This window comes from Paenibacillus amylolyticus, assembly GCF_051136285.1.
In the GTDB taxonomy this organism is placed as follows: Bacteria; Bacillota; Bacilli; order Paenibacillales; family Paenibacillaceae; genus Paenibacillus; species Paenibacillus amylolyticus_F.
Map to the genome: position 1 here is coordinate 3,311,222 of NZ_CP194938.1, position 25,840 is coordinate 3,337,061.

Consider the following 25,840-nt stretch of genomic DNA (forward strand, 5'->3'; position numbering starts at 1 on the left):
CCAATTATTATATTCCTGATAGGATTTGTCAGAATTATACCATTTCCCCCTATCATTTTCACCCCATTTTAAGGAGGCATTTCATTTGAAAAAGATCACCCAGATTACGCTGGCGGCCCTGCTCGCCGCTCCGGTAACACTCGGCAGCCTTAGTTTGCCCGTTTCTGCTTCCGCCGCATCCGCAACTCCGGTTGCACCTAAAACGCTGAATGTAAATACGCCTGCAGCTAAGGCACCAGCTGTCTACACGGAGAACGCAACAGACTTCGCTCAATTCCTGCAAGCCAAGTACGGCATCCAATTGTCGCCGCAAACAACTAAGGGTGATTTTATCAAAGCCGTAGCAGCCATCACAGAAGCTAGCGCAGCATCTGCTTCGGGGAAAGATACCGTACAAGCCCCCGTCTTTAGTGATCTGAAATCAGGTGATGACGCCTACGATGCAGCCGTTGCTCTCTTCAAAAATGGGGTTCTATCAGGCACCGAAGTTCATGCCAAAGATCAACTCAGCATGTACACAGCGGTCTTCATCGCCGTTAAAGCAGCTGGTTTCAAAGAACTCGCATACACTTATCCCGCAGACAAAACAGCCAAAGCACTTGCTAAAGCTGGTATCAAGCCTAACCGTTTGCAAGGACAAGCCGCGCAAGAATTGGCTGCGGCCATTGATACAGGACTGGTTCCCGAGAGCCTCTACCCTGCTCTTGTTAAGGGCGGTATAGCAAGCAAGGATACAGCAAATATCCTGCTTGGACGTGTACTGATCAGCCAAGGTAAATACAAAAATGAAATTGGACGCTCCAGTGATGCAGATATCTATTCCAAGTTGTATGCTGCATATCGTACGGCTGATTTGATTGAAGCTCCTGAGCTTAGAAAGATTGTCGATCAGGCGCTGCGCGAAGATCTCGTTACAGGTTACAACCTGAAAGACAGTCGTTTTGACTCCAACTTTATCGATGAACTCACGTTAACTTACGGCCATGACAGCATCAATCATGCAATTCAACTCGTTGGTCTGCTTCGCAGTGAAGGCATCAATGCCGATGTACAATTCCAGCCCAAAACATCTGCCTTTATCTATCTGAAAGAGTGGGGCGAGCCAAAAGAAACACCAGACTACAAAGTCACGCAGATTGAAAATGGCAACTACATCGCTTATGCGAAGGAATATGACATTCAGTTCGAATTTAACAACACAGCTGACAAAGCACGTTTCAATGACATCGTTCTGCAATTTGCCAAAAAGAACAGCAACAGCAAATCTCCATTAATTATCAACTCCTGGTGGCAGCCGCTGTATTATTCACCAACTGCCCTGGCTAACTACCAAGTTATTTCGAATAACAAAATTACGCTTGGCCATTATTATGCCCAATCTTTCTCATTAAAAGAAAACGCCAAAGCAATTCAAGAAGGATTCCGCAAGTTGGCTCCTGAAGCAAATATCACCTCATACAACTTCTGGGTGGATCAACCTTTCTTTAATTATTTGAATGGTGGTTCCGAGTAAATATCGTTTAGAAAACCATTTGACTGATATGCTCATTTTTTAGCAAAACATACAGCCGCCTTCACCGAATTGGATTCAGGTTTCGACCTCTATTTTTCGGGAAGGCGGTTTTTGTATATACATTTGCAAAAATCTTCATGAAAATCAGTTTATCAATGCAGGAATTACCAATATAAGGTCGAATGTTTTATGTACACAAACACGCAAGTATCGTTGCGCATATTCGCAAGAACAGGGGTTAATCATGGTATACGACGGTATTCTGATCGGCTTGATTGTTGGTCTATTCAGGGGTGGAGTCCGTTATGGGCTCAACCAGTTTGCAACACTCCAGCTACGCGGCGGCTGGATCTTTCCACTGTTGTTACTCTTTCAGTTTGGCATTTTTTATATGCAGGAGCGATTGAGCTGGGTAGCATCCATTAATGGTTATCTGTTTGCCGCCGTTTATATCACAGGCCTCATATTTCTATGGCTCAACAGACATCATCGGGGGTTCACGCTGATCTGGGTCGGGGTGTTTCTCAACTTCATCGTAATGGCTGTTAATGGCGGCCGCATGCCCGTTTCCGTGGAGGCATCTGCTGTGCTTGGCCCCTATTATGTCGATCTGCTTCGGGAAGGCGGAGCCGTATCCAAACATTACATGATGGACACTTCAACTCACCTTGCTTTTCTCGGTGACATCATCCCGTTGTCGAGCCCTTACCCACGAACACAGGTCATTAGCATCGGTGATGTTGTTATGAATGTTGGCATATTCCTGTTTATCCAGTACATGATGGTGAACCGGTTCAAAAAAGTGGTGTCGTCCGCAGAAACATATCCAAACCAAGTGAGCATCGGACCAGACTCCAAGGAAGGGAGGTCTTTTCCATGAAGAAATTCGAGGGCATCCAATATTCCCGCATTGTCATCAACGCCATCATCGTAGCGTCTGTCGTTGTAGCACTAACTTCGGGATACAAGCTTGGCGGTTAAATTCTGCTGCCACACCAGACAAACAGGCTGCGAGCGGCCTGTTTTTTGTTGCTGGATTTATGGGAGCGATTCTTGTTATGTTAGAAAACATGTTAGTATATACCTATACAAGAATAACCAAGATAAAGGCGACGAGCATTCACATGTCAACGAGAGAAGTGGTGCCGTAACATTTGTTTATATCTAACATCACGAGATGACTAAACCCAAGCAGGAGATTTTTTATGAACATTATTCGTAACCTTATCCGCAAAGCAGATCGAAGCATGATGTATGTTAGTTTGCTATGCTGCACAGGGATTGGCGTTTTTATCTATATGAACCAGTGGTCCTACTTACACCTGACTACATCCGACTGGGTCATGGTCTATACCATGCTGGGAGCTGCGCTTATCCTCGACTATTTTACATTCCAGATCCCCCCTAAGGGCAACCAGCAATCGATGGATTCCTCTGTGTACCTTGCATGCATATTTATGTTTGGCGGGGCATTCAGTCTGTCGGTCTTGCTTCCGATTTCCATCATTTTGTTAATTAAAGACCGCAAGTTGGCCTGGTGGAAACACGTCGTTAATTTCAGCATATACAGTCTCATGATTACCGGGGCTGCTAAAGTGTTCGAGTGGACCGGTGGCGAGATGGGCGCGATTGATGGTTACAACCTGTTCCCTTATGTTGCAGCTCTGGCAGCCTATTTTATTATTAACACGCTCACATTGGGTTTGTTCTTTCATTTCTCAACCAAGGATGCACTGCAGCAGATGAAACGGGCATTCGTAACCGAATCCCTTCTGGTCTATCTGTGTACACTTATTCTGGCGCTGGTGCTCACCATACTGGTAATACATAACGGCGTGCTAGGTCTATTTTTATATCTGAGTCTCAGCATTCTGTTGTCCCATGCGTTCAAGCAGCTGTTCATTATGTATCAGTCCATCGAAGAGAAGGCGAATTCAGACCAGCGTACAGGTTTGTTCAACCACAGTTATTTTGAGACTATGCTGGAAACGGAGCTGATCAAAGCACGTACGCAAGGAACTCCGCTCTGTCTGGGGCTGCTTGATATTGATGATTTCAAAAAGTATAACGATCAATTTGGTCATCTTCAGGGGGACAGCCTACTGGCGCTGCTCGGGGATTTTCTCACTCGCAAGACCGATGGCACACCGGTTACCGCTTTTCGATACGGTGGTGAAGAATTCACACTGCTAATGCCAGGCATGGATCTGGATGAGTCCTACAGATTTATGAACAAGTTACGTAAACAGCTGAATGATACCCCTTTTGAAGGCGTCGAGGTATTGCCGCATGGCTGTCTCTCTTTTTCGGCCGGGATTGCTTCGTATCAGGTGGATATGTATAACAAGTCTCAACTGGTGGATCAGGCTGACAAAGCGCTCTATTATGCCAAAAAGCAGGGTAAAAACAACGTTCATCGCCACGGCAGCAATGACGGCATGGAGCACGAAATCGATCTGGTTCAGGATGTCCGCGACATTGAACAGCAGTTGAACCTGTTCCAGTACAAGGATATGGATACGTTCAAACATTCCAAACGGGTCTACAAATACGCGCTTGATATCAGCGAAGTGCTCAGGTTGGATAATGTAGAGAAACGACGTTTTGTACTCGGAGCGCTGATCCATGATATTGGCAAACTGGAGATCCCCTGGTCTATCCTGAACAAAAGAGAAAAGTTAACATGTGAGGAATGGGATACGATTAAAGGCCATGTGACCTGGGGCAAGAAAATGGTGATGACGAATGATCGCTTCGCGGATCTGATCCCGTATATTGAACTGCATCATGAGCGATATGATGGTCAAGGATACCCCTATGGCCTGAAAGGTGATGAAATTCCGAAGCTGTGCCGGATGCTGACTGTGATCGACTCCTTTGATGCCATGACCACCGAGCGACCGTACCAGAAGACCAAAAACGTGGATGAAGCCATACAGGAGTTGTGGGCTTGTTCAGGCTCACAGTTTGACCCGGAACTTGCGGAGATGTTCATCCGTTATATTGAGAAAAGGACCGCCCATCAACTATTGCAGTAGTGCAATCTGTGTGTAAACGCCAAAGGGGCTGTCTCAAAAGCCTTTAAAACGAACATCGGTGAAGAGAATGAACACCGATACGTCCAAACGAGACCAAGCAGGGGTTCATCCTGCTTGGTCTCGTTTACGTTTTTCCGCCATTGTCGCTTTTTTGAGCAGATTATGGGCAAGGCAAAGCCACCCGACCTCCAAGCTTACTTTTTGCAAGCCGCGAAGCAGGAATCTTCGGAATCCCCGATTGTTTTTCATGTGTCCAAACACGCTTTCAGGCTCGATCATGCGCTGAACGGAAAGACGATATCCTTCCTCGCTGCGCAGGCGTTCTCGCATCTCATTTTTTTGCCGCAGGTAGGTCAGGCTTATAGCAATTTCCCGATCTCCTTGCGCCTTGGTGCATGTCGATTTCATGGGGCACTGGCTACAATCTTCGCTCAGGTAATGACGGGTGCGAATCGGGTAGCCGCTCTCCGTCACTGTCCGACGTTCCACGCGAAAATGTAATATCTGTCCAGCCGCACAGGTCCACGTATCTGACGTTTCGTTGTAACTCCAGTTGTCTACTTTATCCATAGCTCGCTGAAAAGCCCTTGTTTTTTCCTTGTGATATGTCCCGTACTTCACGATACCCTGAATGTTTTTTTCCTCCAGATAACTGTAATTTTCCTCACTACCATACCCTGCATCGGCAATGACGGTCTTCGGTCTTCGGCCTAGCGTTTTTTCCAGATGATCCAGATGGGGTTTCAGGCATTTGGTATCCGTGGGCCGCTGGTGTACGCTGTAGCCCAAAACAAACTGATTTTCTGTTCCGATCTGTACATTGTATCCAGGCTTCAATTGACCATTCTGCATGTGATCTTCTTTCATTCGCATAAACGTCGCATCCGGGTCAGTTTTGCTGTAGCTGTTCCGCTCACCCGCAGTTTGAAGCTGATGCTCATATTTTTGCAGCCGAGGCAGCAAGTCCTTCCGCAACTGGCACACCGCTTTCTTCAGCGTTTTGTCCTTGGGTTTTTCGCTGAGTTTTTCTTCTAAGTGCTTCACGGCTTGCTCTAGCTTTTCCGCCGTGAGCGCCGAGGCTTCACCAAGTTCAGGCAGGTCGGCCCCAGTATGGGCGGCATCCTCTTCGTGTTCTGCCTCTTCGATGGCTTGAAACAGGGTATGTACTTTTTCTTGCAGCTTGGCTTGATGCTTGACGACAGCTTTTTTCCATACAAAGGTGTAGCGATTCGCACTCGCTTCAAGCTTGGTTCCGTCCAGAAAATAGTGATCTAATGATACATATTGTTCTTGAACCAGCAACTCCAAAACACGGGTAAACACGGTTTCCAAGACCTCTTTCATCCGCTCGGAACGAAAGCGATTGATGGTACGGAAGTCTGGTTGCTGTCGCCCGGCGAGCCACATGAACATGATATTTTCGCGAACCGCCTTGGCGATTTGCCGGGAAGAATAGATGCGCTGGGTGTAGGCGTAGATGATGATTTTGGTAAGCATTTTAGGATGATAGCTATGACGGCCACCACCAGGGTATGCGGCGGAGAAAAGGGAGTCGCTAAGGCGATGAACTGCCTCGTTTACGACACGCACGAGGTGATTTTCGGGGATATCTGTCTCTAGATCCATTGGCAAGAAAAGTTGATCCATGGTATATTGAATGTACAAAGAAACCGTCTCCTTTTGTAAATGGTGGGTCGCACTTCCATTTTACCAAGGAACGGTTTCTTTTTGTTGCATAATTTTGGAGAATGGGGCTATCCCAAGTTTTTTTACGACTTATGGGACAGCCCCCAATTTCATTTTCATCGTCATTCGATTCGTAACTAGCTGCATCCAACCCAATTCAGTCCTGAGAGGACTCTTCGTTACTCATCGTATTCAGTTCATGCGAGGTCTGATGCAGCTCTTTGATCATCTGCTGCAAAAACATGTTGTCTTGGCGACTGATCCCGTGCTGATTGTCTTGAACAAGCATCTGGTGAATGTTCTTCTTGAGCAATTCACTGCGACGTTCCAATACTTCTTGACTCATGTTGTTGCGTCACTCCTTAACATGTTTTGTAATGATTTTGCGTTCTATATAAGTATAGAGGACCCTGCCTCATAGCGAAAACGGGCAGAGCCCTCCTGAGCAGAGCACATCAAGCCTCACCTAGCATGACAGCATTTCACCCCTCTGTGTTCTTAGATATCCTTCTAAATACTCCACGATGCTCCCCCATTTCCTGGATACAGCTTGGACTAGGGTCTTGGACAAGGTTGCGTTATAATGATCCCTGTAACCCATTCCGGTGATCAATTGAAGGAAGCATCTCACACGACGCACGACACACGACGATGACAAATTTACTTAAAAGGAGTTATGCATATATGTCCTACAAACAGATTAAATGGATGATCCTGCTGATCCCCACCATCACCGTGGGATTGTGGGAATATATTCGCCACCAGTTTCTGATGCCTTATCTATCGATGGATGCCGGAAACTGGCTGACACCTGTGATCGTTTATCTCGTCAGTGTGACGCTACTTAGCCGTTTGTTCCGTATGCTGGAAGGGGCGAGGGCCGCGCTGGAACAGGAGCGAGCATCCAAGACGGCGCTCGAAGCCCGCGACCAGCTTGCACGGGAACTGCATGATGGTATTTCACAGTCCCTGTTCCTGCTTTCGGTTAAGACAGACAAAGCCGGACGTAGCCTCGCCGGCACCAACCATGAGCAGGATATCCGCGAGATCCAAAAAACGGTGCATGAAGTGAATACATATGTTAGACAAGCCATTGCCCAGTTGCGTTACGTGCCTTCGCCAGCAGCTGATCCCGAAGCGATTGCCTTGCAAGCCCAGGTTGAGTCGATCATAAACGATACCGTTCCGGAAGCAAACTTGGAATGGAATCTGACCGAGGTTTCCTTCTCAGCCAAAGAGCAAGTGGAGCTGCTGGCCTGTATTCGGGAAGCACTGCTCAACGTACGCAAACATGCCCAGGCAACCAAGGTAGAAGTTCACGCAGAACATGATGCCTCTCATTGGTCTGTTCATGTCTGTGACAATGGCATAGGAATTCAAGGAGACCCTATGCTGCTCAAGGATCGTTACGGCTTGCGAATTACGAAGGAACGAGCAGAGCAGATGGGATGGGAATTCCTCCTGAATTCCAAACCAGGTTATACACGGATGACAATTAGAAAGGAGCGAATCTAATATGGAACTGGTACGTGTATTGGTTGTGGACGACCACGCGCATGCGCGTGAGGCGATTTGCACTATTTTATCCGAAGATAGCCTGTTTGAAGTCATTGGCACGGCAAAGAATGGGCAGGAAGCACTCGAGTTAACGGAGCAATGGATGCCTGACCTGATTCTCATGGATGTGCAAATGCCGGATATGGATGGACTGGAAGCCACACGGCAGATCAAACTTCGTTTTCCGTACGTCATTATTGTGATGGTTACCGTATCGGATGATGTCACCTACCTCTTTGAAGCATTGAAGCAAGGGGCTCAGGGTTATCTGCGCAAAAATTTGTCCCCTTCCACATGGCTAGAATATCTTCGGGCCATTGTGAGTGACGACGCACCTCTCAGCAAGGAGCTGGCGTACCGGATTTTGCAGGAATTCCCCGCCCCTCGTAGTGAGGATGTGCAGGAAAACCCGTTAACCACCCGTGAGTTGGAGATTCTGCAATGGGTATCTGCCGGATATACCAATCGCGAAATTGCGGAACAGCTAGGGATCTCGGATCAGACCGTTAAGAACCATCTGAAGAACATTCTACAGAAGCTGCAACTGGATAATCGGGTACAGCTCACCCGCTACGCATTGGAGAGCGGGCTTGCGGGACGCAAGGCTCGTAAATAACATCACTTTCCAGGCATCTGACTTATTTCCAAGCAAATTGCAAATTCTATCACGAAGTGAGTCATCAGGATATGCGCTATGTTATAGCGCGTTACTCCACAGAGCATCATTTCAAGTATTTGTCACAAATATGCAGTAATCCATGGTTTTTTATAGCCCAATGTAGTCATACGCCTTCATTTTGGACAAAGTTATAATGGTATAGATTATGCGTGAACGATGAATCATGGAAACTGTAAATCTATAACCCGAGGGTGATGATTTTTTGAATGTAAGAAACTTAACCCTGCGATGGAGCAAACGTCACTGGGTGCTACTCACCAGCCTGCTGCTGGTGTTTTGTCTCGGGACGCCGCAATGGGCGTCTGCCCATGCTTATGTTGTAAAGGCATCGCCGGAAGAAAATGAACTACTCGTGACCGCACCACAGCGGTTAACGCTGGAGTTTAATGAATCGCTGCAGACGGCCTTTTATGATATTAAAATTACCGGGCCTGACGGCAATCAAGCTGGTGATGGTAACGTGCAGATTGACTCAAAACGTCCGCACATTCTGGAAACCGGTCTGAAACCCGGCCTTGCAGACGGGACGTATGCCGTCAACTGGAAGGCTGTATCTGCCGATGGTCATCCCATATCTGGAGCATATGTGTTCCATATCGGTGAACCTTCCGGTGCACCTGCCGGTTTGAAAGATTTGGCATCCGGTTCGGGTGCAACCGGTGGTCCGCTGAAATGGATCGTGTCATTCACGGACTGGATACAGTATCTTGGTCTGTCTATTATTTTGGGTACACTAGCCTTCCTGCTACTGCGAATTGCACCTGCTTCGTTACTACGGGAACCTATGGACGCACCGGGCAGTTACAAGCTGCTCTGGATTAGCTATGCTGCCGCCTCTTTTGCCGCACTGATCAGCCTCCCCCTGAACACACTCTATGAGTCAGGTGTGACTCTCGGCGAATTCAGTTGGGCTCTAATAGGCAGTGCACTTAAGCTGACCTCTTTCGGACAGATTTGGATGCTGCAGATGCTAATTGCCATGCTCCTCGCCGTCACTCTTCTATCCGGCTATGATCTGGATCGATCCATACGTGTGCGCATCTGGTCGTCTTACGGATCATTGCTACTTGCGCTAGGCTGGCTGCTTACCCATGCCATGACAGGACATCCTGCTGCTGCGGAGCAGCGTGTGTTAGCCGTCACGATGGACTTTGTACACCTGGTCGCTGCCGCATTCTGGATTGGGGCTCTCACCGCTATGGCGGTGTGCCTGCCACCGCTCACCGACCGATTACCCGCGAAACTGCGAGGTGAGGTCTACTGGGCTGCGATAAGGAGATTCACCGCTTGGGGGATTGGTGCTGTAGCCGTTCTGGTCGCTACGGGTATCTACAGCAGTCTGGTTATCCTGCCCGATCCGCTGCTGAACTCCTTATTCACAACAGCATACGGCCTGGTTCTGATTGGCAAAATTCTACTGCTTGTTGTAATGGTTGTATTCGCCATGATTCATGCCAGACGAGCAAGAGCAGCTTCGGGCGACCGGTTGTCCCGAAGCTTAAAGGCTGAACTCGCTACAGGTGCCATCATTCTTGCACTGGCAGCTGTACTGACACATCTGTCTCCTGGCCAACCAGCCACGGTAGGTCCCTATCAGGGTACACAGTCAACAGAAGATGGCTCAGTGATTTCTCTTCAGGTAAGTCCAAATGTAACGGGGGAGAATCAGTTTGAAGTCAGCATCAAACGAGCCCATGGCAGTGTAGTCAAAAATCTGGAACAGGTGACGTTGTCACTGACTCACCTGGATATGGATATGGGTATCTATGAGATCACCATTCCAAAGAATGATACGGGCATATATAAAGCAGAGGACTACATCTCCATGCCCGGCAAGTGGAACATCAAAGTACATGCGCTGACAAGCTCACTTGATGCCTTGGATGCCGAGTTCGAGATTGAGGCTGCGAAGCCGTAGCATGTTATCTTTATAGAATTGTTTTCAAAAAAATGGACATAAGAATGAGAGGGGTTATTGATTTTGAAAAAGACATCATGGGTATCCAAATTAACATCCGCTATGGCAACAAGTGCAGCAGCATTCCTGCTGTTCTCCGGGTTGGCCAGCGCTCACGTCACAGTGAATCCGTCCGTTGCACAGACCAGTGCATGGCAGACGTACACCATTAAAATACCGTCTGAGAAAGAACTGCCAACGACCAAAATCACACTTAAAATTCCAGAGGGTATTGCATTCAAGCAATATCAACCACTTGTTGGATGGAAGATCACAACCGAGAAGAACGACTCCAACGATGTAACCTCCATTACTTGGGAGATTGATGGAGATAATCAGGGGATTACAGCTGGACAATTCCAACAGTTTAACTTCGTAGCACAGAACCCAAAAACCGAAGCAGAAGTAGCATGGGATGCATTCCAATATTACAGCGATGGCAGCATTGTCGAATGGACAGGCCAGCCAGGCGCAAATTCGCCACACAGTATCACCACAATCAGTGAAGACCCCACGGCTACTGGTAATGCCGCAGCTGGCGGTGACCACCATAATGCAGGTGCAGCAAGTAATGGGCATGACAGCGCAGGTACAGCAGGTACCGCGACAGGTGACAAAACGGCTGACACTGCAACGGATGGCAAAAAAGGAAATGATGATACCACTCTCGGAGACGCGCTTTCCGATACGGTGACAGGTCAACCCAATAACACGGATTCCGATGCAGGAACCTTGAAGCTGCAACAAGCAACGTTGATCGTATCCATTTTGGCCCTAATCATGTCCTTCCTGGGCATTGCACTGGCTACTCGCCGCAAAAAACGTTAATCCGTATTTTGCCTGCCCTGGGGTGACCAGAGGTAAAGGATCTTAATAAGATATAAAAAGGAGTTTGCCGCAAACGGGATAACCCCGTCCATGCTGCAAACTCCTTTTTTGGTTAACTCATATCCTGAATCCAGATGATTTGCCTCGTCCAGCATACGTGCCATCCGCAATATGGCACTGTGCTGTCCTTTAACGCTGCTGATCCGTTTGAATCATAAATTCGATATACTGGATCAGACTTTTCTTCTGCATCTCAATCGATTGGATACGCTTGGCGAGGCCTGCGAAGAACTCTTCAATCTGCTGTCTCGTATGATCCGCAGATTGTCCTTTCCAGTCATTCAGACGGCTGTACAGCGCCCTTGCCTCCTGTTCATCTGCTTGCATGCGCACCAGCAGCTGTGACAGCTCCTTCTCCGCAATCCGCAAGTCGTTCAGTTCCACCAGCAATTGTCCGCTCATTGATGTATCCCTCCCCCTCAGTGCATGTCTCACCATGAATGCTCATTTCTCCAGCCTGTCACTTATCATTAGTTAAAATGAACCGGGCTTTCATCCGCTTGCCGGAAGGCTTCTGCCTTTTCCTCAATAAAGTTCAGGAACTGGCTCGTATGCTTCATATGCCATGTACTCAGCTCCTGGATGGATGCATCCAAGTGAGTCACAATAGGCTCCAGTCTGCGGCTGCGGCTTGTATGCAAATATTGAGCCATACGTGTCCGCACCTGATTCAACTCGGCATTGCACTGCTGGGCATTTTGTTTCCAACGGGAAGCCACACTTTTCAGCTCTTCCGGGGTAACCTGAATCAGGCCAGATCCCAGCGCTACAGCCGCACCTCTTCCTGCACCGCCCCTTAGTCCCATCGGGCCTACAGCTTTGCTCAGAGGTCCCAGATTCTCCATAAGCCTCGGTGAATATCGAACTCGCTCGCCCGTGATCGGATCATATAAATCGTTGGAGATATAACCATTCTTGAAGTCATACCGATCAAGGCTATGATAGTTTTTCCCACCGAATGTATCACTCACTTTATCAATCAGACTTACGCCATCATTCGCATCTGCGTAATTGGAGTCAATATAATACGTAGAGCCTACGTGACGATCATATCCGCCTAACGTTCCGCTAGCGACCAGATCGCCCGGATTGGCATAATTGATGACTTGGCCGTCGAGTTCACCCGCCTCAACCCGCCGACGCATCTCAGGAGTCAAGTTGCCCATAACTGACGGTGCACTGAATGTAACCGCAGGAATACCTGTATAAGCGGATGCATATTGTGCATCCCCACCGCCAAGAGAGTGTCCTGTCAGCGAGAAGTTCAAGTCACCGTACTTGTCTTTCATACGATTCGCATAATCCTCGGATTGATACATCTGGTTAGCCCAGCCCGTAGGGGAGATCGTCTTCTCGATATCCTTGGCTCGATCGCCAGCCCAGTTTTGTGCGTCCGCTACCCGATCACCTGCCCAGCTCTCCACTTTGGAAATACCTGTGGAGTCTTTGATATTCTGAACGCCTTTGTCGAGCCAATCCGGTGTCAGGCTGTCTACAAATCGTGCCGTGTCTTGTTGCCCTTTACGGATCAACTCTCCGCCCCCGATGCGCGCATCCATCACAAAGTCAGGTACGGAACGGTCCAAAGAGGCACTACCTTCCGTTCCCCGATAGGCAATAACTGCTTCCTTCGTCTCCGGATTGTAGAACGTCACGGCATCGAAGCCGGAAAGTTTATTACTCTCTGTGCCCTCCAGCACTTGCCAGCCGGGGAGCTCTGTCAGGCGGTCACCTGCCTTTTGATCCTGATAAGCTAACTCCGACAGGGTTTTATATGTTTCATCATCGATGTTCCTACCGTTACTCAATCAGTGCACCTCCCTTTTATTTGGCGTATGGATCATGTCCTTTAGCTGTAATGACTTCCTCGAGCTCAGGACTGATCACGAGATTTTTGGTGATTTTTTTCTTGTAGTCGTATGAAATGCCAAAGTTCTGATCCTCATGGTCCTTCACATGCCCTTTAAGTCCAATCTGCGACATCGCCATCTCAGGCAGCAGTTCCTTGCTTGTGACCACTACATCCAGATCAAACTTTTCTTTAAAGTGCTGTACCACAACCTTCTCAGCCTCCTGGTACAACGCCTGCTTCTCACTCTCGGTCATCTTCTGACACCCTCCCAGCAATATAGTGAACACCATCATCAGTGCGAATAAACTTTTCATCCCTCTTGTGCGCGGAATAGCGATTCCCCCTTTTTGCTTAAACCTATGTAAGTAAAGAGCGCCCCCCTCACCTGTTACATGCATCATAGTACAAAATCAACATAAGGCACATCGGCTCACAGGAGCGTTTTCCTGAAACTATTTTCCTAGATGATTCATGCCTATATTTGGGTGTATATTACCCGCTTCTAAGACCGTTGTATCACCCAAGCCCTAACTTTTTCCATCTCCAAACAAAAAAACTTTCTTCCCAACACCTTCCGGTGTCAAAAAGAAAGCCTGATTTGTTCGCCATGAAACTCGCCCTACCCTTTATTCGAGCACCATCCGCAGCGCAGTCAGCGCGACCCCGATAATAAACCCGGTCACCGCACCGTTGATCCGAATCCATTGCAGATCCTGACCCACTTTATCTTCGATCATTGAGATGAGTGAAGCATTATCCATTTTATCTACATTTTCGCGTACGAGATTCCCGATTTTGGAGTGATTTTTCTCCAACAGTGTGGTGACACCTTCCACAATCTTGGCATTCATGCTTGCCATTAACCTTTCATCCGCTCGCAGATCCGCCAGAACATTTTCAATGGCAGGCAGTGCATACGCATCCACATAACGGCCATCCTTCATCGCCGCCAGCGCTTTATCCCGCAGCTCTGTGAGTTTGTTGAGTACTGTCTCCTCAGCGTCCCAGCCATCCAGCAGGTTATTTTTCCAGCCGTTCAGGCCATCCTGCACAGCTTCGTTCACAGCAAGTCGCATGGCCTGTGTGTGCAGGGTGCTTAGTACTTTGTAACGAAGTGCACTGCCTTCCCTTTTCATATCCTCTACCCGGTCAAAAAGATACCCTTGAATAATGCCGCCGAGACGTTCTTCATTCAAATAACCCATGAACGCATTCATCGCAAATTGCATGAGTCCATTCATTTGGATACCGCTGATCGCCTTCATGCCGCTATCACCCAGGAACAGAACGGTTTCTGGCTTCACCAGCCACTCCTCCGCCTGCTTCAATGCATAATCCAAAGCCTGGGCATCATACCCTCGCTCTGTCACCTGTACAGCAGCCCGTTCCAGGATCGGCCCAAGGTCAAATGCACCTGCCTGGGACTTGATCTCTTTGGCAACGATTGGAGCGATCTGCTCCAGCGGTAGCCCTGCCAAGATTCGTTTACACAGCGTATCAATCATCGTTTTGATGCCGTCACTATGCAGTTCCCGTCCTAGCGTATCCAGAACAGTCTCGGCAGCTTTGAAGCCAGCAATTTTCTCCGTAATGCTATCCTTGTTAAGCAGATTATTCTCGACAGCCGAGACAAGACCTTCCGTCATCTTATCCCGGTTCTTCGGCAGCAACGCCGTATGGGGAATCGGAATGCCAAGCGGATGGCGGAACAGTGCAGTTACCGCAAACCAGTCCGCTAGTCCACCCACCAGCCCCGCTTCAAATGAACCCACCAAGAGTTTACCCACGGGTACCCCTTGAAATGGCAATGATGCTGCAAAACCCGCTCCCATGATCACGAGAGACCAGGCTGCTGCCGTTTTGGTTTGTTTAGGTTTAGCCATGATTATCTTGCTCCTTTATTGTTAATCGCACGGCTCAAGTGGTCATATGATATAACCGTGCATTATTGGGTTTGAATGATGTAAAACATACGACTCCATGGTTAGGATAAGATTCGACTGACCGTATCCTCTCAAGGCCGTTAACAAGGATCACTATTTTTGATATGTATCGTTCGTTTTTCGTATACTTCATCTTATCACCCACAAGCGTCAAAACCAAACCTGCGCCTTTCGAAAAAGGATCAAACAGGGGCTTTTCACGCGGGAGCTTCCCCATGCTTATCCAAAGCGAGGAAAACTTTAGTATAATGGGTGTGACATCCTGTTAGCAACCGATTAGCTGCCCAATCTCAGGGTAATAACTTCATATTGAACCGAAGAATCAGAGGAGGAATGACAGATCATGAAACACGTTCAGGACACAACCACACTTAACAATGGAGTCAAAATGCCATGGCTTGGATTTGGCGTATTCAAAGTGAAAGACGGAGCTGAGGTGGTAGATGCCGTCAAAACAGCGATAAACGCTGGATACCGCAGCATCGATACCGCGAAAGTATATAACAACGAATCCGGTGTCGCCCAAGGGATTCGTGAATCTGGCATTGCTCGTGAGGATTTGTTTATTACAACAAAAGTATGGAACAGTGATCAGGGCTACGAGAGTACACTTGCAGCCTTCGAAGAGAGCATGCAACGTCTGGAACTTGAATATCTCGATCTTTATCTGATCCACTGGCCTGTCAAAGGCAAATATAAAGACACCTGGAGAGCACTGGAAAAGCTCCATAAGGAAGGCCGTATCCGCGCCATCGGCGTGAGCAACTTCCAGATTCATCATCTGGAAGACCTCATGATGGATGCCACTATAAAACCCGCAGTCAATCAAGTAGAGCTTCATCCGCTCCTGACCCAAAAGGAGCTACGCGATTATTGCAGTAAACACGAGATTCAGATTGAAGCCTGGTCTCCGCTTGGACAAGGTAATCTGATGGAGCATGCCCTGCTCCAGAATATCGCTGCCAAGTACGGCAAGTCTCCCGCACAAGTCATTCTGCGCTGGGATCTGCAGAACGGCATCGTGACCATTCCGAAATCCGTAACCCCTGAGCGCATTCATGCCAATACCGAACTGTATGATTTCGAGTTAACCGCTGAGGAAATCGAACAGATCAACGGCCTGAACGAGAATAAACGATTCGGTTCCGATCCGGACAATTTTAATTTCTAACATAATTTAACTACACCCGCCTTCGTTTCTGGAGAGCGGGTGTTTTGGTATGGTTCTGTGCCGGTTATAGTCACAGGATTCGTTGCTTTAAAGCCAGCAACCTACTGAACATTCACAATGAACATCACGGCGATATAAAAACAAGAAAGAAGAGTACTCAAAAAAAACCGATCCAGATGTTAAAGCATCTGGATCGGTTATTCCAATTTAGACTGTTAAACATAAGTTTAGCCTTTGGACACCAGCTTGAAATCATCAAAGTGGAAGCCCGGTGCAACGACACAAGTGACCAGTACCGGCTCATCGCCCAGTGGACGTGCCGTCTGCCATACCCCTGCAGGAACAAGCACCTGCGGAGATTGTCCCGCAGCGATATCCATACCGAGAATCAACACTTGCTCATTCTCCGGATTCTCGCCATTGCCGCCCAATTTCAGTTCAATTGGACTGCCGCTGTGCCATAACCACAACTCATCCGAAAGCACCGTGTGCCACTCGGAAACTTCATGAGCATGCAGCAGGAAATACGTTGAACTTGCTGAGAAACGTGGCCCCGAGTAGGCATCCGGCAAAACGGATTGCGGGATTTGATACGATGCCTTCCAAACTTCCTTATACCAACCACCTTCAACGTGAGGCTGCATATCCAGCGCAGCTACGAGCGGTGATAATTCATGTGTTGTCATAACCTGTTTCCTTCCTTCCAACTCATATTCGGGGATGCTCCCAACTGGAGCTTACCTCGCTCTCCTTACTCTAAAACAACATTTCCGTTTTGTCACCTTTACAACCAGACAATCTTCTAGTAGTCCACCCGTTTCCGTCATTTGTTTTATCTCGAACCAATGATATCGTATTTATCCAGAAACCAATCTCGCCCTTAATGATAGCGTTTACAAAAATATCAACTTTCCGTTATGATATGGATATCAACGCGAGGCCTGAAGTAGAGAGGAGTTGCATAATGAGTCTCATTGAAGATCGGATTGGACCGAAGTATCGGATTGGGGATCATGCCTTTACCATAGAACATATGCGAAGACATGACGGAAGCGCAATGCCACAGCCACATGCTCATCCCTTTTACGAATTATACTACCTGCTTGAAGGTGAACGTGTATACTCCATGAATGGACAGATTCTGCCTGCACGAAAGGGAGACCTGGTTCTCATCAACCCGCATGATGTGCACACGACTTCCAAAGGAAGCAAACCTGGCTTCGAACGGATTCTCATTGGTTTCTCTCCTGCTTTTGCCACGGGTATGGAGCTAGGCATCTGCGGTCTGCTGCCTTTCGAATGCTCCAGCCTGCTTCGTCTCCCTGAGTCAGACCAGCCTGAGGTTGAACGCATACTATGGCAGATGTTACAGGAATGCAAGGAGCGGCGCACTCATTATGAGGTCGCTGTACGTAGTCTGCTGGCCCAGCTTCTCATCCATATTCATCGGGCACAGGAGGTTATCCGGGAATCTAGTCCAGGTTCATTACACCCGATGCAGGACAAGATCAGTGAGATTGTAACATATGTAAATAAAAACTATACCGAACCGCTCACATTAGAAGGTGCAGCAGCCCGTTTCTATATCAGCCCTTCTTATCTGAGCCGAATGTTCAGCCGACTTACCGGATTTCGATTCAGCGAATACTTACGTGTCGTTCGAGTTCGCGAGGCACAGAGAAGGTTGCTTTCGACCCAGGAACGTGTTCAATTTATTGCAGAGAAGGTAGGATTCGAGCATACCGCTCATTTTAACAAAACCTTTAAACAAGTCACAGGCACAACACCGCTACGTTATCGCAAAGAGAATCGATGAAATCCACATGCTGCCATGCCCTGTGCTTACTATATACAAAACCGGGAGGGCAGCCGTGATCCAGTCCAAAATGGTTGCTTTCTACTCTGGGTGAAAGCAACGACGACTGGATACATGACTGCCCTACTACAGTTACCTACTTCTTTTGCCACTAAAGCTGCTGGAACTATCCCATGCCATGAACATCAAGCACCTTTTATCTACGAATGATGACGCCACTCCGAACCTCGGGACTCACAGATATCTGCCGCCCTTCGGTATCTGCATCGCTTTCCCGGCATACGATACCTGCAGATTCATGCCCTGTGACCATCAGCAACTTCCCATTCGCTCCCACACCATGAATGTCCTCTAGCGCTGCGCCTTTGCAATTGTGAAGATGAATTAGCGGACCTTCGGTAATCTGTGCCTGCAGCCCCGTAATCTGCAAATGTTTCGCCTGAGCACACTGGATACCTGTACGAGCTTCTACGCTGTAACGTTCAATACTCACGCTATCCAGAGGCATCTCCGGCAGACCACTGACAAACAGTGCGCTATCGGCACCTGCGCAGACCACATCCGAGATGCGAATATCCCGGAAGATCGGTGTCTCTTCGCTGACCTCTTTGGCCAGATCCCCACCTCGGGCAGATCCCTCCTGATTGGCATAGAAAAAGGAAAACGAAATGGCTTCCATAATGATATCCTTCATATAGATACGCTCAATCTGAATGTCTTCTACAACACCGCCGCGTCCGCGTGCACTCTTGAAACGCAGACCGATATCCGTACCGATAAATGTACAATCTGTTACCCGTACATGCCGTACACCGCCGGACATCTCACTTCCGATCACAAAACCGCCATGACCATGGTATACCGTGCAATCCCGAATCGTAACGTACTCCGATGGCAGCCCCAGTTCACGCCCCTCAGCATCTTTGCCTGATTTCATACAGATTGCATCGTCACCAACATCAAATATGCTCTGTTCCACCAGAACATGACGACAGGATTCAATATCCAGTCCATCTCCATTCTGGGAGAACCACGGGTTACGTACATTTACCTTACGAATGGTCACATGCTCACATGCCCAAGGATGCAGGTTCCAGGCCGGTGAGTTCTGGAATGTAGGCCCCTCCAGCAGAACCCGTCTGCACTGGCGTAAGCTGACCATGTTCGGTCGCAGGAAATCACGGATATCTTCATGTGCATTGATATCAGTTACCTTTTCCAGGTAGAGCTTCTCGGCAATTGCCCCGCCATCCATCGCAGATTGGGAAGGCCACCAGATCTGTTCCTCTGAGCCGGACGTTTCTACAACACCACCTGTGGCAAGCAATCGTTTCCACTGGGTGGCTGTCATCTTGGAACGTTTAACCGGACGCCAGGCTTCACCACCCCCATCCCAGATCCCTTCACCCGTAATCGCAATATCTTCAAGTCCATCTGCATCAATTGGAGATTGACAGCGTACGACCTGCCAGCCCTCAAAGGTGGATGCGATGAGCGGATACTTGTTAAAGTCCTGACTGAAGGTTACCAGCGCCCCAGCTTGCACATGTAGTTCGATCTGACTACGAAGCACAATAGGCCCAGTGAGCCATACCCCGGCGGGAATGACAATTCGGCCTCCACCTGCGTCTGCACACGCCGCAATAGCCAGCCGGAATGCCTCAGTATTATCGGTGATACCATTTCCAGCGGCACCATACTCCGTAATATAAAAATCTTTTCCCGGAATGACGGGCAGATCCACTTCGTAAGCTTGAAGCTCAGCAGCACTGGCTGACCCTGCAGATATTGGGGAGTGGTATATATTCATGTACGAAATCATCCTCTCTACTGTGGTTCTCTCGTTTCATCATATCAATGGCACTATAGTGACGGGTTAAGCTTTTTTGCCATGTAGAGGGTGAACTTGATGTTATTTGTTATTTCATTTTCTTATACAATTGATAAAAACAGGTCACCATTTTTAGTATACGTTATACATCAATTCCAGTCATTGTAAATAAACTAGGAATATCGATTCATTTTTTTGTCAGCATTCGTCACAAGAATTTTATCTATCTAACATATATATAACGTAATTTTGGGCTATAGCCCTATACAACCCATTACTTATGTCATGTTTTATTACAGACTAATTGCTATTAGGAGGATGTCTATGTATGATTAAATAACTACTTTGCAATAATACCTTTTTATTCCTTTTATTTTCTATCGCAGAAAGGGTGTATGTTCTTGATTGAATTTAAAAGTGTCCAAAAGCATTTCGGTCATTTCCATGTCCTCAAGGATATTCATCTTCGCATCGAAGAAGGAGAAGTCGTCGTTATTGTCGGGCCTTCAGGCTCTGGCAAAAGTACACTGCTCCGCTGTATTAACCGTCTGGAGACCATTAGTGAGGGCGAACTCGTCGTCAGTGGCATTCCCCTGCATCAGAAAAAGGTGGACATCAACCTTGTCCGCCGTGACATCGGCATGGTATTTCAACATTTCAATCTGTATCCCCACAAAAAAGTCATCGATAACATTACCCTCGCACCCATTAAGGTGCGCAAACAACCCAAAGCTCAGGCAGCAGCAACAGCCATGAAATATCTGGAGCGAGTTGGCATTGCTGATAAAGCAGACAGTTACCCTTCCCAGTTGTCCGGTGGACAGCAGCAGCGTGTAGCCATTGCGAGAGGACTTGCGATGGAACCCAAGATTATGCTTTTTGACGAACCTACCTCTGCCCTTGATCCGGAGATGATCGGAGAAGTCCTTGATGTGATGCGCTCTCTCGCACACAACGGCATGACGATGGTTGTTGTTACCCATGAGATGGGCTTTGCCCGCGAGGTGGCAGACCGTGTGATTTTCATGGATGAGGGCCGAATCATAGAAGAGGCGCCCGCAACATCCTTTTTTGACAACCCCCGAGAAGAAAGAGCACAACAGTTCCTTAGCCGCCTGATCCATCATTAGCCTCATCGTTGTTTCACTTAAATTCAGAACTAGCTAACTCACCAGGCTTATCTGAAACCACCACTCCTGAACTTACATCACAACCACCACCATGAAGCAACTAAAGACAACTGAAAGGCTGATTCTACAAATAAAAGCCATATCTCACTCAGACGTTAATTCAAATCATCTATTCTCACTCCACATTTTGAAAGGGGTCTTAAATTGATGAAAAACAAAATGAAGTTCCCGTCTTTAACGTTAATGTTGGTGCTTATGCTATCACTTATATTGTCTGGCTGTAACACGGGTACAGACACGCCCGCAACGAGCGGCGGGGGCGACGCGGAAGCAAAAGGAACGATTGAGCGGATTAAGGAGCGCGGCAAGCTTCTTGCTGGTGTGAAGTACGACACGAAGTTATTTGGACTCAAAGACCCGGCAAGCGGGGATGTGGAAGGCTTTGATATCGATATAGCCAAGGCGCTTGCCAAGCAGATTCTCGGAGATGAAACCAAGGTTGAGCTGAAAGAAGTGACATCCAAAACACGGATTCCGATGCTGCAAAACGGAGATATCGACATCATTATTGCCACAATGACCATCACGGATGAGCGGAAAGAGCAAGTGGATTTCAGTGATGTGTACTTCGAGGCAGGACAGTCCTTGCTGGTGAAAAATGACAGTGCCATCACCGGGCTGGAGAGCCTGGACGGTGTGAAGGTGCTTGCGGTGAAAGGCTCCACGTCCGCCCAGAACATTCGCGAGAAGGCGCCTAAGGCCGAGGTGTTGGAGTTTGATAATTACCAGGATGCATTTACCGCGCTGAAAGCTGGCAAAGGTGAGGCGCTGACGACCGACAATATCATTCTTATCGGCATGCAACAGACGGACAACAACTACAAGCTGGTTGGCGGTAATTTCACAAGCGAGCCTTATGGTATGGCAATCCGTAAAGGTGATACGGCTTTTGCAGAAGAAGTGAACAAGTTGCTGAAAGATCTGAAGGATAGCGGTGAGTATGACACACTACATGAGAAGTGGCTAGGCAGCAAGCCTGAGTAACGTGTAGCACACATCTGTTGAAGACGTGCGGTGTTCAGGCTTATTGCGAGGAATATTATAGGCCTTGATGAACCGAAGAAGTTACATGCAACTATGCACTTCAAGCATCTGCCGTATGCGAGCTTCGCATGCAGCAGATGCGCTGTTGTTTTATTTTCACACCTGGAGAACGGGGGCTCTTGTATATGGGCACATTGGATTTCAGCGTACTGTTCAAGCACTCCGACCGGTTTATTGAAGGATTTCTGAATACGATTCAAGTGAGCGTTATAGCCCTGATTGGCAGCTTTGTGTTGGGGGCCATTCTGGCGATCTTTCGGATCTCTCCGATCAAGCCGTTGAACTGGTTCGGTGCCGCTTTTGTTGAGTTTATCCGCAACATTCCACTGCTCCTGGTGGTGTTCTTTTTCTATCTTGGACTACCTGCGCTTGGCATTTCTCTGGATGGATTTGTCGCAGGCACACTGGGACTGACGATCTACACGGCTGTGTTCATTGCAGAAGCGATTCGAGCAGGCATTCAAACTGTACCTCGCGGACAGCTGGAGGCTGCTCGATCCTCCGGACTGTCTTATGTACAGGCCATGAACTTGATTATTCTGCCTCAGGCGATCAAAATTGTCCTGCCCTCCATTGGCAATCAGTTTATCAATCTGGTCAAGAACTCTTCCATTCTGGCGGTTGTGGCCGGTATGGACTTGATGTATTTTGCCGACATCGTGAACTCGGATACATTCCAGCCGCTAAGTGTATACACCATTGTTGCCCTATTCTATCTAACGCTGACCTTACCACTCAGCTTACTGGTGCATTATATGGAACGCAGATTTGGACAGAGTGATGCAGAGGCACGCAAGCCCAAAGGCAAACCGAAGAAAAACAAACCCGCCGGGCAGGTTACGATGTAGGGCAGGTATTCAGATAGGTTTGGGATGAGTTTTAGATGAACCTCTGATCTTTTACCCGGCAGTAATGGTTCATTCATCTCTTTGAAGACCCGTTGTATTCTCTTTACATTCTCTCTTTACAGCTTCGCTTGTCTATAGCACTCGGCTTATGTATTACACATATGAAACATATATCGCTCACCGAAGGAGGCATCGGATGTATGGACTTTAGCGGGGCCTATGAATGGCCTAACCTTCGTTTTCTGCTGCAAGGATTTTGGGTAACCCTGCAAGTCGCGGGCTTATCCATTGTGTTCAGCTTTGTGCTGGGCACACTGCTCGGTACCATACGATTTACACGAATCCCCGTCCTCTCCCAGATTGTGGCGGTCATCGTAGATACTATTCGTAACTTGCCGCTGCTGCTCATCATCTTTTTTATCCATATCGTGTTGCCACAGCTTGGTATTAAAATGCCACCCTTCTGGTCCACGGTTGTAGGACTGAGTTTGTTTGAAGGCGCCATGATCGCTGAAATCGTGCGAAGCGGCCTTAAATCTGTAGAACGTGGTCAGGTGGAAGCCGCCCGTTCCTCTGGCCTAAGCTACATGCAGACACTTATCGGCATCATTATGCCACAGGCACTACGCCGCATGTCTCCGCCCATGGTCAGCCAATTCATCTCACTGCTGAAGGATACGTCGCTGGCGATCATCATCTCCTTGCCAGAGCTGATGCGCAATGTGCAAATCCTCGGTGGTCAAAGCTTCGATTACATTATCCCGGCGTTGATGCTCGCTGCTGTACTGTATTTCATCATCAACTACTCCCTCTCGATCGTTGCCAGAAGACTTGAGGCACGAATGAACTAGGGAGGACATATAGTGGACGCTTTAAGTGCAGAAGGGGATATAGGGAGAGCTTATTTGCGTAAGAGAATACACGCGATTTTAAGTGTATGAGAGGTTACATGCTATTTTAAGTGGTTCATTGGTTTAGTTTCCAATGCTCCAGTTCCACATTTTTCGTGGAATTGGAGCTTTTGAATTCTAACGATCTCAGATGAGCTTATTTAGCCATTTTTGAGGTATTTTCAATTCTAACGATCCATAGGAAGCTTATTTTGCTGATTCAGATCATTTTCCATGCCATTCGGAGCAATCTCGGCAAAATAGCGTCACTGGGGATCGTTAGAATTTTTATGACTACTTTTTTGCCCGAATAAGGCTTCTAGTGATCGTTAGAATTTCACCACTGTGCGGTTACGCTAATCTTCGGCCTCTTTACCGATTTATTCCACCTTCACTAATGTCTTATGAGAGTAGATTAGCCTAGCTTCAAAGGTTTTTAGCCACACACATTCTAACCCAAGTTGAATCCCGTCTTCCCTTTTCCACTCAAATTGCTGCACCATTTTGGCGCAACTCCGCCTGCAATAGTGATACAGGTAGCTTCGCAGGCACAAGTTTCAGCTTTACTGCCATAGCCGCCGCTGTTCCCGCAGCCTCTCCAGTTGCCATACAGCTTGGGGTTAGCCTGGTAGAGGCATGAGCCTCATGTTTCGTGGAGATACAGCGCCCGGCAACCAGCAGATTACTCATATTAAGCGAGATGAGACAACGATAGGGAATATCATATGCACCGTCACCTCGAATAAAAGCGGCTGTCACGCCTTGTCCGGAGGGATCGTGAATATCGATAGGATAACCGCTTCTGGCGACCACATCCTCGAATTTCCGCCCTATAACTACATCCTCCTGAGTCAGCGCATAATGCCCGATCACACGTCTGGATTCACGAATACCAATCTGTGGCGCTACAGCCGAGATGGAAGCTCGTTCGAAGCCCGGAACATCATTCCGCAGAAACTCGGCGATCATTAGCACCTGCTTCCGTCCTTCCTGTTCGGCTTCGGTCAAATCCGCAGCATTGGTAGCATCAAGCCCCTGCACCCGAGTGCAGTTAATCAATACTTCATCTTCTGCTGGTCCGGTAAAAAACAACACCTGATCACGTTGCACAGGTACCGCCGCTTTCTTCCAGTGAGAGTAAAAGCCGCTCACGCCCGTTAATGGAAGGGTATCAAGCTCGGCAAAAGGCGTTTTCTCATAAAAATCTTCCGGATGCTCCTGCATGTACTGCCTCACACGCCCAAGGTCTACGCCGCGCATACGAAATTTCATTGTCATGGGCTGAGACTGATTGTCCTCTTCCCGCCCTTTCGCTATAGCGGCACCAGCCAGATAAGCCACATCTGCATCACCACTCGCATCGACAAATACATCTGCCTGAATCTCCAGCTGACCCGATTTGTTTGTAACTCGCACAGCTTCCACTCGGTCATCCACCGTAACAACACCATCCACGAAGCTGTGTAATAACAGCCGGACACCCGCCTCCTTCAACATCTCTGCCGCAACCACCTGATAGACCGCCGAATCATAAGGTGTCACACTATGCACAAAACCAACCGTATCCCGCAGATGTCCCGGCGAACCGCCGCATGCTTGCAAACGATCCACAATCTCCTGTGCAATCCCTCGAATAACTTGCTCGCCCAGTTCGGTATGAAACGTCATCCACGGGTAGACCATAGCGGCCGTTGACATGCCGCCAACAAATCCGTAACGTTCCACCAACACGACGCGAACACCCTGCCGCCCTGCTGCGATAGCGGCTGCGATCCCTGCGGGGCCGCCCCCGACAATCACAACATCTGCCGTTTCTCTTTTCACATACTGCCGTTCACCCATATGTCACCTTCCCCTTCCATGTGATGAGCTGCCCTTCCAATCAAACATGTACTACATCCCTCTACTCTACCTACCTTGCTCTCACCCTGTCCTCT

General features: G+C 48.1%; 22 protein-coding genes. 13 read left to right on the forward strand and 9 right to left on the reverse strand.

Translation table 11 applies throughout. The annotated features are described in order from the left end of the window. Positions 1 to 85 precede the first annotated feature (85 nt). From ACR8BL_RS14450 to ACR8BL_RS14460, 3 genes are all read left to right on the forward strand, one after another. Entirely contained in the window at positions 86 to 1,513 is a 1,428-nt protein-coding gene (locus ACR8BL_RS14450; protein WP_434748317.1) for a hypothetical protein, read from the forward strand. A gap of 244 nt (positions 1,514 to 1,757) precedes the next feature. Next, positions 1,758 to 2,393, forward strand: coding sequence for a DUF5317 domain-containing protein (locus ACR8BL_RS14455; RefSeq protein ID WP_434748318.1), 636 nt, complete (start codon positions 1,758 to 1,760; stop codon positions 2,391 to 2,393). Between the two features lie 325 nt (positions 2,394 to 2,718). Then, positions 2,719 to 4,551: a bifunctional diguanylate cyclase/phosphohydrolase gene (locus tag ACR8BL_RS14460; protein WP_434748319.1), complete on the forward strand. Its 1,833-nt coding sequence runs from the start codon at positions 2,719 to 2,721 to the stop codon at positions 4,549 to 4,551. A gap of 105 nt (positions 4,552 to 4,656) precedes the next feature. On the opposite strand, the gene ACR8BL_RS14465 is transcribed toward ACR8BL_RS14460, so the two are convergent. Then, a complete protein-coding gene (locus ACR8BL_RS14465; RefSeq protein ID WP_434748320.1) occupies positions 4,657 to 6,216 on the reverse strand; it encodes an IS1182 family transposase in 1,560 nt (519 codons plus the stop codon). A 178-nt stretch (positions 6,217 to 6,394) separates the two neighbouring features. Beyond that, complete coding sequence (locus ACR8BL_RS14470) at positions 6,395 to 6,583, reverse strand: hypothetical protein (protein ID WP_090918827.1); 189 nt, start codon at positions 6,581 to 6,583, stop codon at positions 6,395 to 6,397. Between the two features lie 338 nt (positions 6,584 to 6,921). On the opposite strand from ACR8BL_RS14470, the gene ACR8BL_RS14475 reads away from it, so the two are divergent. From ACR8BL_RS14475 to ACR8BL_RS14490, 4 genes are all read left to right on the forward strand, one after another. After that, positions 6,922 to 7,752, forward strand: coding sequence for a sensor histidine kinase (locus ACR8BL_RS14475; protein WP_434748321.1), 831 nt, complete (start codon positions 6,922 to 6,924; stop codon positions 7,750 to 7,752). 1 nt (position 7,753) lies between these two features. Then, entirely contained in the window at positions 7,754 to 8,410 is a 657-nt protein-coding gene (locus tag ACR8BL_RS14480; protein WP_434748322.1) for a response regulator, read from the forward strand. Positions 8,411 to 8,675: 265 nt separating this feature from the next. Continuing rightward, the gene (locus ACR8BL_RS14485) at positions 8,676 to 10,391 is read left to right on the forward strand and encodes a copper resistance protein CopC (RefSeq protein WP_434748323.1); all 1,716 of its coding nucleotides are present in this window, start codon (positions 8,676 to 8,678) and stop codon (positions 10,389 to 10,391) included. A gap of 63 nt (positions 10,392 to 10,454) precedes the next feature. After that, positions 10,455 to 11,258: a YcnI family copper-binding membrane protein gene (locus ACR8BL_RS14490; protein ID WP_434756360.1), complete on the forward strand. Its 804-nt coding sequence runs from the start codon at positions 10,455 to 10,457 to the stop codon at positions 11,256 to 11,258. A 189-nt stretch (positions 11,259 to 11,447) separates the two neighbouring features. Here ACR8BL_RS14490 and ACR8BL_RS14495 read toward each other — a convergent pair whose 3' ends face one another. From ACR8BL_RS14495 to ACR8BL_RS14510, 4 genes are all read right to left on the reverse strand, one after another. Then, positions 11,448 to 11,720, reverse strand: coding sequence for a hypothetical protein (locus ACR8BL_RS14495; protein ID WP_090918837.1), 273 nt, complete (start codon positions 11,718 to 11,720; stop codon positions 11,448 to 11,450). Between the two features lie 68 nt (positions 11,721 to 11,788). Then, the gene (locus tag ACR8BL_RS14500; RefSeq protein ID WP_434748326.1) at positions 11,789 to 13,126 is read right to left on the reverse strand and encodes a lipase family protein; all 1,338 of its coding nucleotides are present in this window, start codon (positions 13,124 to 13,126) and stop codon (positions 11,789 to 11,791) included. Between the two features lie 16 nt (positions 13,127 to 13,142). Then, positions 13,143 to 13,484 carry a hypothetical protein gene (locus tag ACR8BL_RS14505; protein WP_434748327.1) on the reverse strand — a complete coding sequence of 114 codons (342 nt, stop codon included), beginning with the start codon at positions 13,482 to 13,484 and terminating at the stop codon, positions 13,143 to 13,145. Positions 13,485 to 13,796: 312 nt separating this feature from the next. Continuing rightward, the gene (locus ACR8BL_RS14510; RefSeq protein WP_434748328.1) at positions 13,797 to 15,053 is read right to left on the reverse strand and encodes a DUF445 domain-containing protein; all 1,257 of its coding nucleotides are present in this window, start codon (positions 15,051 to 15,053) and stop codon (positions 13,797 to 13,799) included. Between the two features lie 403 nt (positions 15,054 to 15,456). Between ACR8BL_RS14510 and ACR8BL_RS14515 the strand changes: the two genes are divergently transcribed. After that, entirely contained in the window at positions 15,457 to 16,284 is an 828-nt protein-coding gene (locus ACR8BL_RS14515) for an aldo/keto reductase (RefSeq protein ID WP_434748329.1), read from the forward strand. Positions 16,285 to 16,511: 227 nt separating this feature from the next. On the opposite strand, the gene ACR8BL_RS14520 is transcribed toward ACR8BL_RS14515, so the two are convergent. After that, positions 16,512 to 16,970, reverse strand: coding sequence for a cupin domain-containing protein (locus ACR8BL_RS14520; protein WP_434748330.1), 459 nt, complete (start codon positions 16,968 to 16,970; stop codon positions 16,512 to 16,514). 278 nt (positions 16,971 to 17,248) lie between these two features. On the opposite strand from ACR8BL_RS14520, the gene ACR8BL_RS14525 reads away from it, so the two are divergent. Continuing rightward, positions 17,249 to 18,100 (forward strand): AraC family transcriptional regulator, encoded by an 852-nt coding sequence (locus tag ACR8BL_RS14525; RefSeq protein ID WP_434748331.1) that lies wholly within the window; start codon positions 17,249 to 17,251, stop codon positions 18,098 to 18,100. Positions 18,101 to 18,296: 196 nt separating this feature from the next. Here the strand turns inward: ACR8BL_RS14525 and ACR8BL_RS14530 are convergent, their stop codons facing one another. Then, on the reverse strand, positions 18,297 to 19,910 hold the full coding sequence (locus ACR8BL_RS14530) for a glycoside hydrolase family 28 protein (protein ID WP_434748332.1): 1,614 nt from the start codon (positions 19,908 to 19,910) through the stop codon (positions 18,297 to 18,299). 416 nt (positions 19,911 to 20,326) lie between these two features. Here ACR8BL_RS14530 and ACR8BL_RS14535 point away from each other — a divergent pair, with 416 nt between their 5' ends. The 4 genes from ACR8BL_RS14535 to ACR8BL_RS14550 all read left to right on the forward strand — a co-directional run bounded on the left by ACR8BL_RS14535 (position 20,327) and on the right by ACR8BL_RS14550 (position 23,864). Beyond that, positions 20,327 to 21,061, forward strand: coding sequence for an amino acid ABC transporter ATP-binding protein (locus tag ACR8BL_RS14535; protein ID WP_434748333.1), 735 nt, complete (start codon positions 20,327 to 20,329; stop codon positions 21,059 to 21,061). Positions 21,062 to 21,268: 207 nt separating this feature from the next. After that, a complete protein-coding gene (locus ACR8BL_RS14540; protein WP_434748334.1) occupies positions 21,269 to 22,105 on the forward strand; it encodes an ABC transporter substrate-binding protein in 837 nt (278 codons plus the stop codon). Between the two features lie 185 nt (positions 22,106 to 22,290). Further along, the gene (locus ACR8BL_RS14545; RefSeq protein ID WP_434748335.1) at positions 22,291 to 23,013 is read left to right on the forward strand and encodes an amino acid ABC transporter permease; all 723 of its coding nucleotides are present in this window, start codon (positions 22,291 to 22,293) and stop codon (positions 23,011 to 23,013) included. A gap of 200 nt (positions 23,014 to 23,213) precedes the next feature. After that, positions 23,214 to 23,864: an amino acid ABC transporter permease gene (locus ACR8BL_RS14550; RefSeq protein ID WP_434748336.1), complete on the forward strand. Its 651-nt coding sequence runs from the start codon at positions 23,214 to 23,216 to the stop codon at positions 23,862 to 23,864. Positions 23,865 to 24,389: 525 nt separating this feature from the next. Here ACR8BL_RS14550 and ACR8BL_RS14555 read toward each other — a convergent pair. Further along, positions 24,390 to 25,745, reverse strand: a complete 1,356-nt coding sequence (locus ACR8BL_RS14555) for an FAD-dependent oxidoreductase (RefSeq protein WP_434748337.1) — start codon at positions 25,743 to 25,745, stop codon at positions 24,390 to 24,392. Positions 25,746 to 25,840: the final 95 nt, after the last annotated feature.

Excerpts from the sequence above, each read along its gene's own strand:
- ACR8BL_RS14510 (WP_434748328.1), bottom strand. The coding sequence starts at position 15,053 with ATGGCTAAACCTAAACAAACCAAAACGGCAGCAGCCTGGTCTCTCGTG.
- ACR8BL_RS14495 (WP_090918837.1), bottom strand. The coding sequence starts at position 11,720 with ATGAGCGGACAATTGCTGGTGGAACTGAACGACTTGCGGATTGCGGAG.
- ACR8BL_RS14520 (WP_434748330.1), bottom strand. The coding sequence starts at position 16,970 with ATGACAACACATGAATTATCACCGCTCGTAGCTGCGCTGGATATGCAG.
- ACR8BL_RS14540 (WP_434748334.1), top strand. The coding sequence starts at position 21,269 with ATGAAAAACAAAATGAAGTTCCCGTCTTTAACGTTAATGTTGGTGCTT.
- ACR8BL_RS14535 (WP_434748333.1), top strand. The coding sequence starts at position 20,327 with ATGTTCTTGATTGAATTTAAAAGTGTCCAAAAGCATTTCGGTCATTTC.
- ACR8BL_RS14555 (WP_434748337.1), bottom strand. The coding sequence starts at position 25,745 with ATGGGTGAACGGCAGTATGTGAAAAGAGAAACGGCAGATGTTGTGATT.
- ACR8BL_RS14525 (WP_434748331.1), top strand. The coding sequence starts at position 17,249 with ATGAGTCTCATTGAAGATCGGATTGGACCGAAGTATCGGATTGGGGAT.
- ACR8BL_RS14470 (WP_090918827.1), bottom strand. The coding sequence starts at position 6,583 with ATGAGTCAAGAAGTATTGGAACGTCGCAGTGAATTGCTCAAGAAGAAC.
- ACR8BL_RS14475 (WP_434748321.1), top strand. The coding sequence starts at position 6,922 with ATGTCCTACAAACAGATTAAATGGATGATCCTGCTGATCCCCACCATC.
- ACR8BL_RS14480 (WP_434748322.1), top strand. The coding sequence starts at position 7,754 with ATGGAACTGGTACGTGTATTGGTTGTGGACGACCACGCGCATGCGCGT.
- ACR8BL_RS14455 (WP_434748318.1), top strand. The coding sequence starts at position 1,758 with ATGGTATACGACGGTATTCTGATCGGCTTGATTGTTGGTCTATTCAGG.
- ACR8BL_RS14545 (WP_434748335.1), top strand. The coding sequence starts at position 22,291 with ATGGGCACATTGGATTTCAGCGTACTGTTCAAGCACTCCGACCGGTTT.
- ACR8BL_RS14515 (WP_434748329.1), top strand. The coding sequence starts at position 15,457 with ATGAAACACGTTCAGGACACAACCACACTTAACAATGGAGTCAAAATG.
- ACR8BL_RS14505 (WP_434748327.1), bottom strand. The coding sequence starts at position 13,484 with ATGAAAAGTTTATTCGCACTGATGATGGTGTTCACTATATTGCTGGGA.
- ACR8BL_RS14550 (WP_434748336.1), top strand. The coding sequence starts at position 23,214 with ATGGACTTTAGCGGGGCCTATGAATGGCCTAACCTTCGTTTTCTGCTG.
- ACR8BL_RS14530 (WP_434748332.1), bottom strand. The coding sequence starts at position 19,910 with ATGAATATATACCACTCCCCAATATCTGCAGGGTCAGCCAGTGCTGCT.
- ACR8BL_RS14460 (WP_434748319.1), top strand. The coding sequence starts at position 2,719 with ATGAACATTATTCGTAACCTTATCCGCAAAGCAGATCGAAGCATGATG.